20 protein-coding genes are annotated in these 17,657 nt (G+C 46.5%); 10 read left to right on the forward strand and 10 right to left on the reverse strand.

What is annotated here, in order from left to right; all coding sequences use genetic code 11:
* Positions 1-101: 101 nt before the first annotated feature.
* The gene (locus SPB21_RS31175) at positions 102-425 is read left to right on the forward strand and encodes a hypothetical protein (protein ID WP_163669895.1); all 324 of its coding nucleotides are present in this window, start codon (positions 102-104) and stop codon (positions 423-425) included.
* A 496-nt stretch (positions 426-921) separates the two neighbouring features.
* Positions 922-1,383 carry a pentapeptide repeat-containing protein gene (locus SPB21_RS31180; RefSeq protein WP_163669893.1) on the forward strand — a complete coding sequence of 154 codons (462 nt, stop codon included), beginning with the start codon at positions 922-924 and terminating at the stop codon, positions 1,381-1,383.
* Positions 1,384-1,437: 54 nt separating this feature from the next.
* Here the strand turns inward: SPB21_RS31180 and SPB21_RS31185 are convergent, their stop codons facing one another.
* On the reverse strand, positions 1,438-1,893 hold the full coding sequence (locus SPB21_RS31185; protein WP_006518590.1) for a Fur family transcriptional regulator: 456 nt from the start codon (positions 1,891-1,893) through the stop codon (positions 1,438-1,440).
* A 355-nt stretch (positions 1,894-2,248) separates the two neighbouring features.
* On the opposite strand from SPB21_RS31185, the gene SPB21_RS31190 reads away from it, so the two are divergent.
* Entirely contained in the window at positions 2,249-3,289 is a 1,041-nt protein-coding gene (locus SPB21_RS31190; RefSeq protein WP_499062038.1) for a Fe(3+) ABC transporter substrate-binding protein, read from the forward strand.
* Between the two features lie 157 nt (positions 3,290-3,446).
* Positions 3,447-4,100, forward strand: a complete 654-nt coding sequence (locus SPB21_RS31195; RefSeq protein WP_163669889.1) for a Fe2+-dependent dioxygenase — start codon at positions 3,447-3,449, stop codon at positions 4,098-4,100.
* 1 nt (position 4,101) lies between these two features.
* Here the strand turns inward: SPB21_RS31195 and SPB21_RS31200 are convergent, their stop codons facing one another.
* From SPB21_RS31200 to ndhC, 4 genes are all read right to left on the reverse strand, one after another.
* The gene (locus SPB21_RS31200) at positions 4,102-4,926 is read right to left on the reverse strand and encodes a Stf0 family sulfotransferase (protein WP_499868957.1); all 825 of its coding nucleotides are present in this window, start codon (positions 4,924-4,926) and stop codon (positions 4,102-4,104) included.
* A gap of 150 nt (positions 4,927-5,076) precedes the next feature.
* Positions 5,077-5,604: an NAD(P)H-quinone oxidoreductase subunit J gene (locus SPB21_RS31205; RefSeq protein ID WP_499868958.1), complete on the reverse strand. Its 528-nt coding sequence runs from the start codon at positions 5,602-5,604 to the stop codon at positions 5,077-5,079.
* Positions 5,597-6,340, reverse strand: a complete 744-nt coding sequence (locus tag SPB21_RS31210) for an NADH dehydrogenase subunit K (protein ID WP_250565162.1) — start codon at positions 6,338-6,340, stop codon at positions 5,597-5,599. Before SPB21_RS31210 ends, SPB21_RS31205 begins: the two co-directional genes overlap by 8 nt.
* Complete coding sequence (gene ndhC / locus SPB21_RS31215) at positions 6,331-6,693, reverse strand: photosynthetic/respiratory NAD(P)H-quinone oxidoreductase subunit C (RefSeq protein WP_036019082.1); 363 nt, start codon at positions 6,691-6,693, stop codon at positions 6,331-6,333. The genes SPB21_RS31210 and ndhC overlap by 10 nt, the downstream gene beginning before the upstream one ends.
* A 237-nt stretch (positions 6,694-6,930) precedes the next feature.
* Here ndhC and SPB21_RS31220 point away from each other — a divergent pair, with 237 nt between their 5' ends.
* The 6 genes from SPB21_RS31220 (at position 6,931) to SPB21_RS31245 (ending at position 9,423) form a co-directional block, all read left to right on the forward strand.
* Positions 6,931-7,332, forward strand: coding sequence for a rubredoxin (locus tag SPB21_RS31220; RefSeq protein WP_250565161.1), 402 nt, complete (start codon positions 6,931-6,933; stop codon positions 7,330-7,332).
* A gap of 84 nt (positions 7,333-7,416) precedes the next feature.
* Complete coding sequence (locus SPB21_RS31225) at positions 7,417-8,466, forward strand: photosynthesis system II assembly factor Ycf48 (protein WP_163669883.1); 1,050 nt, start codon at positions 7,417-7,419, stop codon at positions 8,464-8,466.
* A gap of 205 nt (positions 8,467-8,671) precedes the next feature.
* On the forward strand, positions 8,672-8,917 hold the full coding sequence (gene psbE / locus SPB21_RS31230; RefSeq protein ID WP_006518581.1) for a cytochrome b559 subunit alpha: 246 nt from the start codon (positions 8,672-8,674) through the stop codon (positions 8,915-8,917).
* 39 nt (positions 8,918-8,956) lie between these two features.
* Positions 8,957-9,091 carry a cytochrome b559 subunit beta gene (gene psbF, locus SPB21_RS31235; RefSeq protein WP_006518580.1) on the forward strand — a complete coding sequence of 45 codons (135 nt, stop codon included), beginning with the start codon at positions 8,957-8,959 and terminating at the stop codon, positions 9,089-9,091.
* A gap of 9 nt (positions 9,092-9,100) precedes the next feature.
* On the forward strand, positions 9,101-9,220 hold the full coding sequence (gene psbL, locus SPB21_RS31240) for a photosystem II reaction center protein PsbL (RefSeq protein ID WP_006518579.1): 120 nt from the start codon (positions 9,101-9,103) through the stop codon (positions 9,218-9,220).
* Between the two features lie 83 nt (positions 9,221-9,303).
* Positions 9,304-9,423, forward strand: a complete 120-nt coding sequence (locus tag SPB21_RS31245; protein ID WP_006518578.1) for a photosystem II reaction center protein J — start codon at positions 9,304-9,306, stop codon at positions 9,421-9,423.
* 523 nt (positions 9,424-9,946) lie between these two features.
* Here SPB21_RS31245 and SPB21_RS31250 read toward each other — a convergent pair.
* From SPB21_RS31250 to rpsN, 5 genes are all read right to left on the reverse strand, one after another.
* Positions 9,947-12,031: a hypothetical protein gene (locus SPB21_RS31250; RefSeq protein ID WP_499868960.1), complete on the reverse strand. Its 2,085-nt coding sequence runs from the start codon at positions 12,029-12,031 to the stop codon at positions 9,947-9,949.
* A 239-nt stretch (positions 12,032-12,270) separates the two neighbouring features.
* Complete coding sequence (locus SPB21_RS31255) at positions 12,271-14,763, reverse strand: EAL domain-containing protein (RefSeq protein ID WP_163669879.1); 2,493 nt, start codon at positions 14,761-14,763, stop codon at positions 12,271-12,273.
* 365 nt (positions 14,764-15,128) lie between these two features.
* A complete protein-coding gene (locus tag SPB21_RS31260; RefSeq protein WP_163669877.1) occupies positions 15,129-15,551 on the reverse strand; it encodes a response regulator in 423 nt (140 codons plus the stop codon).
* Positions 15,552-15,644: 93 nt separating this feature from the next.
* The gene (locus SPB21_RS31265) at positions 15,645-16,916 is read right to left on the reverse strand and encodes a sensor histidine kinase (RefSeq protein ID WP_499868962.1); all 1,272 of its coding nucleotides are present in this window, start codon (positions 16,914-16,916) and stop codon (positions 15,645-15,647) included.
* A 322-nt stretch (positions 16,917-17,238) separates the two neighbouring features.
* On the reverse strand, positions 17,239-17,541 hold the full coding sequence (rpsN, locus tag SPB21_RS31270; RefSeq protein WP_163669873.1) for a 30S ribosomal protein S14: 303 nt from the start codon (positions 17,539-17,541) through the stop codon (positions 17,239-17,241).
* Between the last annotated feature and the right edge of the window lie 116 nt (positions 17,542-17,657).

Below are 17,657 nucleotides of genomic sequence, written 5' to 3' on the forward strand. Positions count from 1 at the left end.
CTACGCACAACTTGAAATTTAACCTCCATGGTATAGTTTACGCGCAGCGAACATATACACCCCAAAATCATCCATAAATAGTCAATCTAGGAGATTTTCTAATGCAGAAGGAACAGCTTTTGACTCAAACAATGGCGTTTCTCTTATGTACAACCCCGGAAACTACACTAGGTAAACTATTGGGATTATGTTTAGCATCCAAAGTGGATGCTAAACACTCAGGCAAAAGCCCGTTAGAGTTTGCTGAAGAGCTACTACAATATCCTGAAACAATCTCCACCTGGATTTCAGATGTCGTTGATAGCGATGATCGCTACAGTGTAGAAGAAATGGTTGCACTTTCAGAAATAAATCTAAAGGATCCCGAAAAATTCATGAAGGAGTTGTTGAACGAGATGACAACCTTAGATACCCAGGGGTTATAGACTTTAGAGCCGATGGGGTAGCCTATTCGACAAGGGCAGATCCAGAGTAAACTATCGTTAACTCCACATTAAAGATGCCAAGAAGGATGCAAAGACATCCCTCTCCCATCCCACCTCGTTACCCCATCTGTTTGACTCTATTTCTCCGAAATAACATTGATGGTGACGCTAGCAAAACTGTCACGAATACAGACCAAATTTCACGCTGTTATTGTTAAAGAATATTGTCACTTAAATCCACTGCTAACACTCTGGAAAATCAGCATAGTCAACGCTCATGCAACTGTGGGGATGTGTACTGAAAACCGAATAATTATTGCTTGTTAAGATCCTAGTCAATTACCGAAAGGCTGTGTCAAGATCGATACGAGATACACAAAAGGCTGCTTAAAACAGCTGGGTTCTGAGAAAAATCCAACACATTGAGTGTGTCAATTTCAATGACCCCCAGTTTCTCCGAAGGCTGAATTGTTTAGACCTATTAAGGAGATTGCTTATGTTAGTGCGAAATGCGTTATTGGCTCTAGCTTTACCCATTTTTGTGGCGTTTCCAGGCCATGCAGCATCCGAAGAAGATCTGCAACGTTTGGTCATGACGGGTATCTGCCCTGACTGCGATCTCTCAGGGGCTGATTTGCAGTCCTCCCACCTAATTGGAGCAGATCTGCGAGGGGCTAATTTACAGGGGGTCAATTTGTCAGACAGCAATCTTGAAGGAGCTGACCTAACTGGGGCAAATCTGAAGGGCGCAAACCTGAGTAACGCCTTTCTAACCAATGCTGTTTTTGAGTCAGCAACGTTAGATGGCGCGAACCTATCTGGCTCAGCCCTCTACTTTACCGATGTCACTAATGCATCGCTGGAGAACATTGATATTGCGGATGCCGAAGTGGTGGGCACCCCCATCAGCATTGGTGGCCCCTATGAAGATTATGAAGAAGACGTTATGGGCAAGTAGCGCTGGCGTTGCGCGTACTAAGCAGCAGGGCAAGTCGCCCTGCTATTTTTTAGCCTAAACCGGCATGATTGAGCGCTGACAAGCCGGGCATACAGCGTGAATCAGAAGTTGACAATCCAGCAAGTGATAGCCTGATTTATCAGCCATTTTGGCTCCAGCTTTGAGTACGGAGTCATTTTTAAACTCAATAGTTTTATTACACCGCACACAGATCAGGTGATGGTGGTGATGGGGAGAGGGCTGGTTGATTTCGTAGCGCTTCTGCCCTTCCGCTAGCTCTAGTTCGCGTAAAATGCCCATGCGGGACATAAGCTTAAGGTTGCGATAAATAGTGGAAAGGCTAATGGGCTCACCCTCATCTTTGAGTAGCTCACACAGCTCCTCTGCGCTAAGGTGTTGCCCCTTATCAATATTTTGGAATGTATTTAGAATAGTTTCCCGCTGTGGAGTCATGCGCCATCCCCGTTCGTGAAGCTCAGCTTTCATTGCTGCGGGAGTGTAGGAGACCATAATCGTTCCTCTGGAGGATGTCATTAATAAGAGCTTAATGAGAATATAGCGAACTCTCAAGTTATTTGCAATAGTTTTACTCTATTGCAAATAATATCTAAAAGTTTATAAAAGAATAATTGAGGCTGTAATGGCCTCCGGATGGCGATAATACTTGCTAACTCGTTGAATATCAGTGGGTTAGTAGCGAAACTTCCGTCAACTTATGTTTACCTCTGCGCAAGGAATTTTTTGAGCTACAAACCGTCCAAGGATGTTCTTAATTATCAAGTAGGTCAGTTTTCCCCTAATATGATTATTTAGGAACTTTTCGCATTAACTGCTGGCTATGTCCTACAAACCTGTTTTCTTATGCATGGCACTCATGTCATTTGCGATCGCAAGCTGTGGTAATCAGGCGCAAGAGACGTCTGGGTCTGATACCCCTGCATCTGAGGCTGCGGCTGCCGTCGTCAATGTCTACTCCGCGCGTCATTATGAAGTGGATGATGAGTTGTTTGACAGCTTTACCGAGCAGACAGGGATTGAGGTCAATGTGGTCGAAGGTAAGTCGGATGAGCTAATTGAGCGGATTACGGTAGAGGGTGATGCCAGCCCGGCTGATGTATTTATCACCGTAGATGCAGGGCGACTATGGCGCGCTGAGCAGGCAGGGATTTTTCAGCCAATATCCTCCGCTGTATTAGATGAAAAAGTCCCTGAGAATTTACGCCATCCCGATGGACTGTGGTACGGCCTCACAAAACGGGCGCGGGTCCTAATCTACAACGTGGATACAGTAGATGCAGCTGAGCTGTCAACCTATGAGGCGTTAGCGGAGCCTGCATGGAATGGACGGGTGTGTGTGCGCAGTTCTAGCAATATTTACAATCAGTCCCTGGTGGGATCATTAATTGAAACCATTGGCCCAGAGGAAACGGAGGCTTGGGCCCAGGGCTTGGTGAATAATTTTGCCCGGGACCCCGATGGTGGAGATGTTAATCAGATCAAGGCGGTGGCAGCGGGCCAATGTGATGTGGCTATTGCTAATCATTATTATTGGGCACGACTGGCTAAGTCCGATGAGCCTGAGAGCCAGGATGTGATCGCGAAGACCGCTGTCTTTTTCCCAAATCAAGACGATCGGGGCACCCATGTGAATATTAGCGGCGTAGGTGTCGTGACAGGGGCTGAAAATAAGGAGAATGCGATCGCATTCCTGGAGTTTCTTGTGGGTTCTGAAGCACAGGAAGTCTTTGCCAGCAGCAATAATGAATATCCAGTTGTCGAAGGGATCACCATGGACCCTATCGTGGCAGAACTGGGCGAGTTCAAGGTAGATGAAGTCAATGTCTCTGCCTATGGTCGTAACAACCCCGAAGTTGTCAAAATAGTTGACCGAGCTGGTTGGCAGTAGGCCTCGGCTTAGTGAGTCAACATGGGATGACGGGCGGTGAGTCATGGGATATCAATGCCTTGCATGGGATGTTCACCGCCTTATCACGTTAGATCAGGGATGAAATCCCGTTAAACTGCCTGGCTAGATTTGGCCTATATCTCAACGCTGCTGCACAATGCTGTTTCAAATTCCTGATGTGCTCTCTGGGGATGAGTTAACCCAGCTCCACACAGCCTTAGCCAAGGCTGAATTTGTGGATGGCAAAGTCACAGCTGGCTGGTATGCCAAACAAGTAAAACACAACCAACAGCTCAAGCCTGGTGTCGGGCAACCACTAGAAGCAACGGTTAAGGCAGCCTTAACCCGTCATCCTTTATTTCAAGTCGCGGTTCGGCCCAAACATGTTCACAGTTTGCGATTTAGTCGCTACAGCCCTGGTATGTCCTATGGTACCCATGCAGACAATGCCATGATGGGGGGGTACCGTTCAGATGTGTCCTTTACGCTGTTTCTGAGTGACCCCACTGATTACGCAGGGGGAGAATTAGTCATCGAAGGAGCTGACGACGAGCAGCACTATAAGCTGTCAGCGGGCCATGCAATTGTCTATCCTTCGTCCACACTGCACCGGGTAAATGAAGTGACCCAGGGGCAGCGTTTGGTGGTGGTGGGTTGGGCACAAAGCCTGGTACGCGCCCCTGATGAGCGTGAGCTCCTGTTTGATATTGATACGGTGCGGCGATCAATTTTTGCCCAACATGGAAAGACAGCAGAGTTTGATCTGCTATCTAAAAGCGTGTCAAACCTGCTCAGACGTTGGGCAGAGTAATTTACCTGCTTATCAGGACTTTCCGCACATAGCTTCTGATTGCCGAGTAATATCCCAAAAGCCCTTCAGGTATAAATTGATAATATTTGAGCCAGCGTTCGTTGATCCGATTGCCCTGTTTACTGGTGGCTTTGGTAATTTCAACTCCTGCCTCAGGCAGTTCAATTTCAGAAAATTCAATGACCTGATGCAGGATGCCATCAAAATCTTCGACTAAACTCTCGTAGACCACTTCCAAAAAGGGCAAATCATTGCGTTGAAAAAACGACCGCCATTTCTGATTGCGTCCTGCGAGACCTTGTTTGTAGCGATAGATATTGAGGGGTTTAAAGAAGAGTTTGTGCGTTTTATTAGCGCGTTCCTTGTCGGTACCTTCGCTTCGCACAACATACACCCCTGTTTGCTTACCAATTTCCATAGAAATGGCCTGCTTAATGAGGTTCTGACGGCGAATAAAAATAAATCTAGGGTTTGGGAAAAGTGTAGAAAGGATTTCAATATCTGACCCTGTCTGCAAGGCTGGATCTGTGCGGACAATTTTGATCAAATTGATCATATGGTCCCAATGTAACTTGACGCCAAATACCTGGTTTGGCGTTTTTCCCTGAGCATACACGTTGGCTAAGTATGGATATAACGTACTGACATGCGAATGCACACCATTTGCAGTCAATACATCGGGCCTAAAAAATTCCCTGGGCTTACCTGCATAGCCAGTATCTCCCAGAGAAAGCCCCAGAAGAGTACTCCCAGATCTACCTGTAGAACATATAACGATACTTTTAGTTGGCAATAACTCTGGCGCTATGGAATCCTTAAACGACATGGGAACCAGCCATCAGTGTTCCTACCAATAGTCAAGAGCTCCCAAGTAACATGATTTACTCTTCAACTCTTACCTAAATGACCAAATGCCTTGGTAGCAAATCTATGGTTTGCTACCAAGATCGGTCTCCAAAGAGTACTATCAAAGCAATTAATAGGCATCCTGTAGCTCGTAGAAGTCTGGGGAAATGTAGTCTTTGCGCATGGGCCAACCCACCCAGTCCTCAGGCATAAGCAATCGCTTTAGATTGGGATGTCCCTCATAGATAATGCCGTACATGTCATAGCTTTCACGCTCTTGCCAGTCAGCCGCTTTCCAGATCCAATAAACCGAAGGGATCTTGGGATTATCCCGTGGAACGTAGACCTTAATGCGTACTTCCTCAGGGGCATCAGCATTATCACTAACCTTCAGAAGGTGGTAAAAACTAACTAAAGGTTTACCAGGGCCGGCATCGTATGCGCCCTGACACTGAAGATAGTTAAAGCCATAGGCATAGAGTGCCGTGCAAAAGGGAATCAAAAAGGCAGACTCAACTTTAAGCAATTCCACACCTAAATGATCACGCTCCATGATTTCATGGGCAAACCCCTGTTGCGTTAGCCAGCTTGATACAGGACCAGCTTCAGCCAGCACACCTTCGGCTTCAGCGGCAGGCTTAATTTCTTCATCAGCCATTAGTCTGCTTCTCCTCACCTAATTTTTCCGACTCAGCAACGTTCATAGGCATGCCCATGGACTGCATTAGCTCCTTAGAGGGAGCCTCACGACTGTCAGAACGAAGATATTTGCCAGTAAGAATGGGTTCAACCGCTTCCATCTTGTGGGAACGGGTGTAGTAGCGATGGGTCTGCTCCAGGATGCCCCGCTCACGCATGGACTCATTTGCCACTTTCTTACGCAATTTGACTACGGCATCAAAAATGGCTTCAGGTCGAGGTGGGCAACCAGGGATATAAACATCCACGGGAATCAGCTTGTCCACACCGCGCACGGCTGAGGGAGAATCAACACTGAACATACCGCCAGTAATAGTGCATGCACCCATGGCGATTACGTACTTTGGCTCAGGCATTTGCTCATAGAGCCGCACCAACGCCGGAGCCATTTTCATGGTGACAGTACCAGCGGTGATCAGCAGATCTGCCTGACGCGGGCTGGAACGAGGGGCCAAGCCAAAGCGGTCAAAGTCAAATCGAGAACCTAAAAGGGCGGCAAACTCAATAAAACAGCAGGCTGTGCCATAGAGCAACGGAAATAAGCTGGACAAACGTGTCCAGTTATAAATGTCATCCACAGTGGTGAGAATGACATTTTCCGATAAATCCTGAGTCACAGTTGGCGGGGCTGCCGGATTCATAACCCGCTCATTGTCACTGATTAAGGAACTCTCTGCGGGAGACTTTATGACCATTCCAATGCTCCTTTACGCCACGCGTAAACCAGACCAATAAGTAAGATTGCGATAAAAATCAGAGCTTCCACAAATGCCAATACACCTAGCTTATGGAAGGCGACTGCCCAGGGATATAGAAAAACGGTTTCTACATCAAAAATGACAAAGACCAGGGCAAACATGTAGTAACGAATGTTGAACTGAATCCAGGCCCCACCGATGGGTTCCATACCTGATTCATAGGTGGTGCGTCGAGCCGCACCCGTACCTCTGGCTCCGAGAAGCTTAGCTGCCCCCAGGGCCAAGACTGGCACCAGGCTGCAAATAATTAAAAAGAGTAGGAAGTATTCGTATCCAGTTAGTACAAACACGCGCGCTTTATGATTTTCTCGTAGAGGGCTAACTGCCCCCAATAAGCTTACTTCTATTCTAGACAGCTGTGTAGGTTAATCCCATCGTGATAAAGAGATCCGACGATAAAAAAATCGAGACATTTATATAGGACGTTTCTATAGATAGGTGCATGATGATGGCCCTGATACCTATATATGTCAGGAGACGCAACTCAGTGTGTAATAATTGTTTACATGACGCTATCGGACCCCCCCATGAGTACTGAGCCTGATGCTAATCCAATAGTGGATGCGCCCGAGACTGATGTGCCTGAGACTGAAGAACCGTCTGCACCACTGACACCTTACGAGTTAGACCGCTACGAATGTCGTCCTTGTGGCTATGTTTATGAGCCTGTGAAGGGGGATGGTAAAGCGGATATTCCGCCTGGAGTGCCCTTTGATGAACTGCCTATCAAGTGGCGCTGTCCGGTGTGCGGTGCCCGCCCCAAGATGTTTGCCAATATTGGCCCTGCAGGTAAACCGTCAGGATTTAGTGAAAATCTGGGATATGGATTGGGGGTAAACACGCTGACACCTGGGCAGAAAAATATTTTGATTTTCGGAGCTTTGGCCGTAGCGTTCATGTTCTTTATGAGTTTGTACGGCCTTAAATAAGCTTTGAAAAACAGGCTTGTTCAGCCAGGGCGCTGAGTCTGATTTTCATCCCTGAATTTGTTTATTTGTCTTGATTTCGTAGAAATGCAAACGGTTTTAACAGACTTTTTCAATGAGCGATTGGCCATCGGGCTGAAGCGACTAATGCTGGTTGCGATCGCAGTTCTTAGCGTCGGCTGTACCAAGTTCTTCCTGCCAGCTTTGGAAGGTAATCCCTGGCAAACGATTGCCCTGGAAACCGACGCCACATTCTCCGATGTCGCGTTTACCGCAGATGCTAGCCATGGTTGGCTGGTGGGTAGTCGGACTTCTTTGTTTGAAACGAATGACGGTGGCGAGACCTGGGGACAAAGAACACTGGACCTGGGCGATCAGCGCTACACATTTACCTCTGTTAGCTTTGTCGGTGATGAAGGCTGGGTCTCAGGTTTGCCCAGCGTGTTGTTGCATACAACCGATGGCGGTCAGTCCTGGGCCAACGTGCCATTGAGCAATCAGCTTCCTGGTAGCCCGTTGATGGTGACGGCCCTAGCCAAAGGAGCTGTGGAACTGGCGACGGATGTAGGTGCTATTTATCGTACTGAAGATAGCGGTCGTCACTGGTCTGCCCTCGTCCAAGCCGCAGTGGGTGTGGTTCGTAACATGGCTCGTAGTGAAGACGGACGTTACGTAGCCGTTTCGTCTCGAGGCAATTTCTATTCCACGTGGGAACCTGGCCAGGATAGCTGGCAGCCCCATAATCGTGAGAACTCTAAGCGCCTACAAAATATGGGCTTTACCAGTGACGGCGATCTTTGGTTGATTGCTCGAGGTGGCCAGATGCAATTTAGCCAGACCGACGAAGATCCGGATGCTGTTAAATACGAAAGCTGGAGCGAGCCTTTGCGACCCGAGATCGGTACTAGCTGGGGGTTCTTAGATGTTGGTTATCGTACCGATAATGAGCTATGGGTAAGTGGTGGTAGCGGTACCCTGCTGATGAGTCCTGACGGCGGCGAAACCTGGCTTAAAGATGAGCCCGCTGGCGATGTTCCTTCCAATCTTTATAGGGTTAAGTTCTTTAATCAGGATCAGGGCTTTATTTTGGGACAGCGTGGTTATCTACTGCGATATTCCCCAGAAGCTATGGCTTAGGCCGTTTTACTCGTTATGGGAGAAACATCAAGAGCGCGGAAACGTGAAGGAATCCTTAATCGTTGCTTGATAGGGATATGCCCTGTTCTCTATGATGTTACTAAACACTTTCCATCCATAGAACTTTGGTTTTCAGATAGTGAAAACTTTGCGTTCTAGTTTGGATATTAGTCACGCCTATTCGCTGTTAAGAGGAGATTGTGCAATGGCAGGTAATACTGGAGAACGGCCTTTTTCAGACATCATTACAAGTATTCGCTACTGGATTATCCACAGCATCACCATCCCTGCACTATTTATTGCAGGCTGGTTGTTTGTATCCACTGGCCTTGCCTATGACGTTTTTGGCACCCCTCGTCCTAACGAGTACTTCCCCAACAATCAGGTTCAAGTACCGATTCTTGAGAACCGCTACGATGCGGATAATCAAATTACCCAATTTGGTAATTAGTCCCCTTTGTTGATTGTCAATTGAGATTGGAATCCCCTTATGACCAGCAGTAATCCTAACGAGCCCATCGTTTACCCAATTTTTACGGTACGTTGGCTTTCCGTTCATGCCCTTGGCATTCCCTCGGTCTTCTTCCTGGGTGCCATTGCTGCAATGCAATTTATTCAGCGATAGGAGATCACCGTGGATAGAATCCCGAATCCAAATAAACAGCCCGTTGAGTTAAACCGGACATCATTGTTCCTTGGTTTGCTTCTAGTCTTTGTGTTGGGCCTGTTGTTTTCCAGCTATTTCTTTAACTAAAAGGTAACGGGTGTAGGTGGCCAATACTATGGCTGTCTACGCTCATTTTTCATGAGAGTAGGCGATAACTAGGAGATAAATGCATGTTTAAGGATGGCCGAATTCCCCTTTGGATTGTGGCAACTGTTGCTGGCACTGGTGTGCTAGTGGTTGTTGGTTTGTTTTTCTATGGTGCCTATGCTGGCGTGGGTTCAGGTGTATAACCTACCTACTAGCGCTCACTAATGTTGTGAACTAATGTGCACAAAGCTATAAAAAATAGGCGTTGAAAAACCCCTCAGGCTATTCAGCCTGAGGGGTTTTTCTCATTCAATACTTTTGGTGGTCTTACCACAGATTACATGTGATTAGAAAGTTCCACAGATAGATCGACAACCTATGCCGATGTTTCTTCCTGCTCTACATAGAGGAACATCGCGATCATAAATGCAAATGCATGAATAGCAACGATGGGGACCATAACCTGAGGCAAAAGGGATGTATCCATATATCGAGTCTCCTATCTCTTAATAGTGAGCAAATGCTCTAAAGAATTAATCATTGTCACATCCAGAAGATTAGGGCTTTCCCAAGAGAAAACTCCACATTCTGACTGTACGGTGGGTCTAGGACCTAGCCCTTAATTTACTGCGATTTGATGCGGTATATGTCAATTGTTTAGAAAGTTTGCATGGAATGTGTACACATTTTTAGGGGTGTTCCATGGAACGCCCCTAAAAAATTCCATCAAATATCCCAACCATCAAATATGGATAGGGAGTCGTCCGGTGGCATAACTCGTCGATTTTGCACGACTTTGCGACTTTCTTGCAAAGTCGCCATGTCAATTGAGATGGCAGCCACCTGTAGCTCTAAACAACCATGGGGAATCTGCACCCGCATAAGGGTTTCCAATTCATTGGAGTCGTTGGGGATAAACTGCATCAGCAAACGCGGCGAATCAATCATTGTTCGCGTTTGTAAATCGTTCATCCACACTTTGACATAGGGCTGATAATCGCCAGCCGGTACACGCACTTTGATGGCCATCCATTCGCCAGCTATTAATTCTTGATCTGGTACGTCCAAAATGGGCGGAAATACTTGGATCGGATCATCTACCTCTTGAGCCGCCTTTCTTTGCTCAGGCCATGGAGAACGCTTCGGGGGGTCATACGCCACAAACTCATTTGTCTGTGTCTGTTGATTGCCCTTGTCCTCTAATGGTTGTTGCGCTTCAGAGGGGTGTAGCGCCTGCTTGACCTCCAGGGATTGACGATAACCCTCTTGAGTTAGCAAGTTAAGCTTTTTCCAGAACCGTTCCCGTAATTGCAGCTTTTGAAAAGCCTGATCAATGCTGTCAGTGGCTGGCTCCCACTGCGGCTCTTTGGACTCTTTGGAAGCAGAGTCTGGCTCAGGCAGACGGGTTGGGCGATTAACCACCACTGCTGCTGGAGCAACATCCTGCTTAAGAGCGGCATTGGCTACTTCCAGGTCTAAGTCATCGTCTTCAATGCTACTGAGCCCAAATACTCGGGGTTCGGCAAAGGGGAGTGGCTCGTCCATAGGAGGTTCTTCGACTTTTGTATCCTCCATAGCTGTTCCCAGTTCTATAGAACGCATCGCCTCAGGATCAGCATCGATGATTGGGTCCGTCGCAGGAGAGTCCTCTGACGGATTTTCTGCAATAGTGTCTGCGACTTCATCTGCCTGATCAGTCAATAGACTTTCTGTCTCAGCTTTGGTTGGAGAGCTGTCGGCGTTTACCTGAAAGGTGGGCAGTTCTGGTTGCCGGTCGGGATCCAGGTCTACATCACTGGGGGGCTTGATTTGGGGAGGTAGGGTCAAGCCTTCAGAAGGGATAATTTCCTTGGGAACTATAGGGGTATCGCTGGTAAGGAGTGCCTCTGATTTCTCTGGGGAGGGAACAAAGGCTTCCGTGGAGCCTGGAAAAATGGAGATTTCTTCTTCAAAATCGAGGTCTGGCTGATTTGCGATCGCATCCAGCATCTGCGCTAAACCGATGGTGACCGTAAAGGACGCCGACACCAACGCAGTTTTCTCCACCGAGCCATCTGGGCTCAGGAGCGAAATCGCCCCCAGAATAACCTGAGTAGATAGTTCCTCTGGCAACGCGATCGTGACCGAAAAGGGAGAGGGCAATGCTTTGGGTAAATCAAACGCCTTTTCAGTAACCGTACTGGCCGTTTGTGGATCCCGTAGCTCTACCCAAAGCTGCCCATTGGCTAAAGGACTCCCAGCCGTTTGAGATAGATGGCCAGTCAGGGTTAATGTTTGTCCCAACTCTGTTACATAGGCTTGTTGCTTTAGCTGCAACTGAACGTCAGGTGATTGAGCATCACCCAGTGCAATATCAGAGATACCAGCCGCTGGTTGCTCCGCACTGACCTCTGCATCAAGCGAGCGCCGATGGTCAACTGTAGCCTCCGACCAGTTAGGTTCCCAATCATCCTCATCTCGCGGCGTGACCTGTAATTGCACCGAATAATGCCATCCCCCCTCCCCCAGAAAGTCATCAATGACATTGGGACTGTTACACTCAATTTCCCAGCGGCCAGGACTCAGCTTGATAAACGGGAAAATAGCCAGCAATCCCGAGTCGTTTGTATTTGCTTTACGTTTACGAACACGACGGCGAGGAGGAATTTCATCTAGCAACAGTTGACTAACCCGAACTTCGACAGAAGTACTGTCATAGCTCGTATGGGCAGCCATGCGATAGCGACCTTCCAAGATTTCTACCTGCCTTGTTTCCAGCGGTAGCCAGGTCTGATCACCTTCCTGCTGAATTAAAAACTCCCAATAACGCATACTTAAACACCTGTCAGAGACCTGCCCGTATCACCTGTAGCCACTGGTGTGATCTATACAAACAGCTACAACATAGGGGCAATCCTAGCAAACATAGCTACGATTCTCACCTTTTTCCGTCAGAGTCACCGTTTTCCCTAAGCTTTCTGTACGTTAGCTATAGCAATACTAAAGAAATATGGCGAAGTACACGTTCAAATAAACAAGTTTTGTGATGTCAGTAATTTTCTAAAAAGACATTATACCAGTGGCTGGGGGTGGCTAATAGCATAGCCCTGCACATAATCTACACCCAGTGCCTGAACTTTTTTCAGCACAGCTGGACTTTCAACATATTCAGCAATTGTTTTTAAGCCCATGATGTGACCGATGTTGTTAATAGCTGCCAACATGGCACAGAGCAAATCATCTGTTGGGGATTCCTTGACAAAATTACCATCAATTTTTAAGTAGTCTACCGGTAAATGCCTTAGATAGCTAAAAGAAGACATACCACTACCAAAGTCATCTAGCGCAAAGTGACAGCCAATCTTTTTAAGTTTCAAAATAAGATCCGCCGCTTTTTGTAAATTAGCAATGGCTAGGGTTTCCGTTATTTCGAAACAGAGTATCGCGGGGTTGACGGGATACTTTCGTAGCTGCTTTTCCAAAAAACCGATAAAATTTTCGTCATTGATACTAGCACCCGATAGATTGACACTATAAATTGTCTTAGGCATCGGGGTATGGGACGTCAAATAACTAAAGAAACTTTCCACGACCCAACGGTCAATGCGGGGCATGAGGTTATAGCGTTCCGCTGTCGGTAAAAATGCCATCGGTGGTGCTATTTCACCGGTACGAGTATTGGGCAAGCGTAGCAAAATTTCACACAAGCGAATATCGCTAGAGTTGGGGACAGCGGATTCAATCGTTTGATAATACAGCTGAAACTGGTCCCCATCAAGGGCCTCCGTCACCCGTGAAAACCATTGCACATCTTCAGTTTGTCGGCTAATGCCGACATCGTCTGAGTGGTAGATTTGCACGCGATTACGCCCCTTATTTTTGGCGACATAACAGGCCTTATCCGCCAGCTGCATAACCTGTTTACTGCTGACAGTATTGGATACCATCGGCACAATACCAATGCTGACACCAATGTTGAACATCTTGCCATCGAACACAAAGCGAAACCCTTGAATACCCTGACAAAAGGACTTAGCAATTTCAGTGGCACGATCCAATTTACAGTTGTATAGCAACAGACCGAACTCATCACCACCAAGTCGAGCCAACACATCAGTTTGACGAATTTGCCTCCGCCACAGATCGGCCACTTGTTGCAACAACTGATCCCCAGCCGCATGGCCACAGGTATCATTCACAGCCTTGAAATGATCTAAATCCATATAACACAGCATGTGCTGTGATTCTGCACCGTGCAGCTCCTCAATGGCATTATCTAGAGCGTGCATAAACTTTTTGCGATTGAATAGTTCGGTCAGTGGATCGTGGGATGCTTGCCAGGCCAGTTGTTTAGCCCTACCCCGTTCTTCAGTGACATCGTGGAAGACAAGAACGGTGCCCAGCACCTCGCCGTTATCGGCACGAATGGGGGCTGCCGAATCTCCGATCGCAAATTCCTGACCAGTTTTAGAAATGAGTGTGGGATGATTGCTGAGGCTAATGGCTTTCTTTTCCTTGATGGCCTGTAAGGCTGGATTTTGCAGGGGCTGCTGGGTCGCACTATCAACAATGGTGCAAACTTCTGAAATGGAGCGTTTTTTTGCGTCATTGGCTTTCCAACCCGTCAGTTTCTCAGCCACCGGATTAAAATCCTTAATATAGCCATGGGCATCGGTTGTAATAACAGCATCGCCAATGGAGTGGAGAGTAATCTGGGCCAGCTCTTTCTCTTGATAGAGCGATTGCTCCAGGTGTTTGCGCTCAGTGGTATCGGTTTGGGACCCGGCGATCCGGTAGGGCTGTCCTTCCTCATCCCATAAAGCCATACCGCGCGTTAACATCCAGCGATAGCTGCCATCAGCATGACGCATTCGATATTCAAATTGAAAGTTAGACCGCTGAGAAGCAAGGTGTTCTTGTAGTGTTTGTTCAAACTCTGACCGACTATCAGCATGGATACGTGACAACCACTCTTCAGGGCTATCACTAAGATTGCTGTGGTTAAGCCCCAGCATGGTTTTCCAACGGAGGGAATAACAAATAGTATTGGTTCTCAAATCCCAGTCCCAAATGCCATCGTTAGCCCCTTGCACCGCCAGAGCATAGCGTTCCTCACTAATTTCTAGCTTTTTTGTGAGTTCTGTACGCTCAATTGCATATTGAATGGTCTTAGCCAGGAGATTACCAACATCAACATAGCCTAACCTCTGCAATCTTTCGGGTGAAAATGTGTCTGATTTTACCAGGTAGTCTTGGGCACCCTCCTGCAAGGCAGCTATGGCAACGTTTTGATCTTGAATACCTGTTAGAACAACCACAGGCACCTTGGGCACAAGTGTTTTAATTTGCTTAACTAGATCGACACCTTGACCATCAGGTAGACAAAGGTCTAATAAAACCACATCAAAATTGTTATTAGTCTCTAGAGTCCTGATAGCTTCATTAAAGCGCTCAATATGATGCAATGTTGTTTCAAGCAGTTCAGAGGAAGATAACAGTTCTTGGAAGAGTTGAGCATCCGATATGTTGTCTTCAATCAATAGTGCATCTATACCTGTTGTCATGGGTACGCCCGTATAGGTTATATCTAAGGAGAAAATGTAAAAATGAAATAGCTAGTGTTTTATTCATAGGCATAGCAGCTCCTATAAATAGACTAGCTAGGTGGTAATCAGCACTGGTAATTATGCAACAACAAAAGAATAAATACGAGTCTCTACAGAAAACAACACGCAGCGTCCTAATTGATCTAGAGACATAGTAAGAAAAGTCGTTATAACTTGTATATCGCAAAAATACCTATTCTTACGATATGACTGCCTATACAGAGAGCACAGGTGCTACGGAATTGCTAGAGCATCGAAAAACATATATCGAGCTAACTCTACTCTAGATATTGGGTCAAAAATTGCTGAATTAGTATTTTAAGTTACAGACTGGTGGGCAATTGGGCAGTTTCAAGCCAAAAACCCAGGATTTTCTGAGCAATCAACTGATATTCCCTAAAGTTTGTGGGTTTAGTAATGTACGCATTAGCATGGAGCTGATAGCTTTTATCGATATCGTCACGAGTGGCAGAACTTGACAAGACAATGGTGGGAATAGCTTGCCAAGCTGAGTTCCCCTTAATTTCTCCTAGAACTTCGTGACCTGTTTTACCAGGTAAATTGAGATCCAGCAAAATCAGTTGAGGATGAGCGTGACTGTTATCGAATTGCTTTAGTAGGGTTAAAGCTTCGTCTCCAGTTTGAGCCAGTTGAATAGACCATTGGCAGCCGACATCATCAAAAGCAGCTGATAAGATAGCTGCGTCAGTAGGGGAATCTTCTACAAGAAGAATAGTTACGTCCATCTTAGTGGTCAGGCATGCTAACACCCATTGTGCACCCGAAGGCTATGATTCTAACCAGGACAGTGGACTTGAGGGTTTCCTCATAAGCAAACTTTAAGCTTCATGTTGATATTGATCTGGGACTAGAGTGAAATAAAATATTGAGCCTTCTCCTGGAGATGATTTGAGCCAAATATTACCTTGATAGTGCTCGACAATTTTTTTGCAGATAGCTAGGCCAATCCCATAACCCTTTTGCTCTTGTTGGTTATGCAATCGCTGAAATAGCTTAAAAATACGTTTTTGTTGGTCTTGGGGAATACCAATGCCATTGTCTTGTACGCTAAAAAACCACTTAGTGGCCTGCTGCTCAGCATTAATATGAATATGGGGCGGTTCCGGTCCTCGAAATTTAATGGCGTTACTGATTAAGTTTTGCAGTAGCTGTACAACATGATTTGTATCCACATCAAGGGTGGGTAAGCCCCCATGAGTAATAGTTACTTGATTTTCCAAACGTATAAGCTTAAGGTTTTCGAGTGCCGTGGCAAGGGCCTGTTCTAGGTTGGTGGGGTTGTTATTTAATTGTTTACTGTTAATGCGAGAGAGCTCTAAAATGCCATCTATCATGGCTTTCATGCGAGTGCCACCGTCAACGATATGGGTGATATATCGTTGGGCTGATGCATCTAGGCTGTCTTTATAACGCTGTGCCAACAGCTGGGAGAAAGCTGTCATGGCTCGCAGAGGCTCCTGCAAATCATGGGAAACGACATAGGCAAACTCCTCTAGATCCGCATTAGATCGGATTAATGCTTCAGCTTTCTGGGCTAACTTTTGCTCTGTTTGTTGTCGTTCCAATACTTCTGCTCGCAGACGTTTATTAATTGCGAGCAGTTCTGTCGTTTCGTTTTTAGGGTTATGGGATTGGGTTAAATTGTGCACTGATAAATCAGTACTGGCGCATTGGCCAAGCTTCTCTAATGAAGAGTCATAGGTCTCTCGTTCAACCAAAAGTGTTAAAAACTCTTCCGTTGACTCACTGGCAAGGTGTAAGTGAGCTTCTATGGTCACCCTATAGGGCCGTTCATTATCGACTGTGCTGATGCCGCTAGCTCGTTGGATATGGCCAGCATTGATGTGTGCTTGCTGGAGAGCTATGCTGACCGGCTGCCGCAATGAAATTGGCAAACATTTCAGGATGTCTTGACAATCACTACCGTCAGTCTGGGCCTCAGACTGAGTTTTCAGCAGCCCAAGGGGATCGCCACAGACATGTAGTAAATAGTTTTGCCGATTGACAAGCAGACAGGTAACTCGGCGACGGTTTAGTAACGACTGAAAGGCTCTGCTAATTAGAGGCTCAGTTTGCTGGTTATATTGCAATGGCTACCAGAGAATGAAAAAGCTTAATAATTCAGTGACCTGGTCGCTGGGGGCAAAATGACCGTTGAGCTTAGCGCTACTGGAATAGGCTGGGTGCCCCTGGGGGTTGGAGCAAACTTTCCTATGCAGGCAAGAACTGGGAGGCGATAAACTAGCTATCTTAAAGTCTTACATCTACATGACATCTACAAATAAATAATAGAACCGGAGAGGTAATAATGACACCCCTCCGGTTAAAAGCCAAAACTTTCTGATGCTTGCTGACTAAACTGGGTTTATTTCGTCAGCTTAGCCAGGGATAAAGCCTGGGCAAAACTAAAAACTACCAGCTAGACTTCACTACGCCAGGTAGTAAGCCCTGGTGAGCCATATCTCTAAGAGCATTGCGGCAAAGACCGAAGTCACGATAATAGCCGTGAGGACGACCCGTCAACCAGCAGCGGTTATGCAAACGCGTAGGGGAACTATCGCGAGGCAGCTGCTGAATTTTTCGATGAATTTCTAACTTTTCTGCTTGAGAGCCAGCGGACCTAAATGTATCCAAAAGCTCCTGACGCTTAGCTGCATACTTTGCAACTGCCTTTTCGCGCTTACGCTGGCGCGCAATCATGCCTTTTTTAGCCATTGGGCTGATAATTTCCTAGGTGTTACCGATATTTACCACAGCTTCCCATAATAAAGGAGAACCTCTGCTTTGGCAAAGCTAACGTTAATAAATTAACGTTCTCGTTGATCGAAATC

It is taken from the genome of Leptothoe sp. ISB3NOV94-8A, from assembly GCF_043421595.1.
GTDB lineage: Bacteria > Cyanobacteriota > Cyanobacteriia > Phormidesmidales > Phormidesmidaceae > Leptothoe > Leptothoe turfae.